The 423-nt window shown below is 70.4% G+C and carries 1 protein-coding gene; it reads right to left on the bottom strand.

The window, feature by feature from the left end:
• The coding region (locus tag FFK22_RS42310) for a tyrosine-type recombinase/integrase (protein ID WP_143957054.1) at window positions 1–423 on the bottom strand (423 nt) is incomplete at both ends.

Genomic DNA, 423 nt, shown 5'->3' with positions numbered 1-423 from the left:
CCAGCATCGTCATCGCGAAGGTGTGGCGCAGCCAGTGCCCCGTGCCGACCACGCCCGCAGCCGCGAACGCGGCACTCATGACGGCGGTGAAGCGGGCCCGGCTGATGGCCAAGCCGTGGCGGGTGAGGAACAGCGCCGAGGGCGGCCGGTAGGTCCGATCGGCGTGGCGCTGCCTGCGGATCAGCGGTCCGCGCACCTCATCGATATAGCGGTGCGTGGCGTCGAGCAGCTGGATCGGTGGATAGACGGTGCGTGGCCGATCGCCCTTGGTGATCGTCAGCCCGACCCCGACCAGCGGGTGGTCGGCGGCATCAAGATGGGCGGTCTCCGGGACCTGGTAGACCTCGAGCGCGCACAGCTCCTTCCGGCGCATGCCGGTCACCAGCGCCCAGCTCGCCATCAGGTCATAGGGCGGCGCGAGCA

Source organism: Mycobacterium sp. KBS0706, assembly GCF_005938675.2.
Classification (GTDB): domain Bacteria; phylum Pseudomonadota; class Alphaproteobacteria; order DSM-16000; family Inquilinaceae; genus Inquilinus.
Note: the sequence above shows the minus strand (reverse complement) of the source record. Positions and strands in the feature narration are given on the sequence as shown.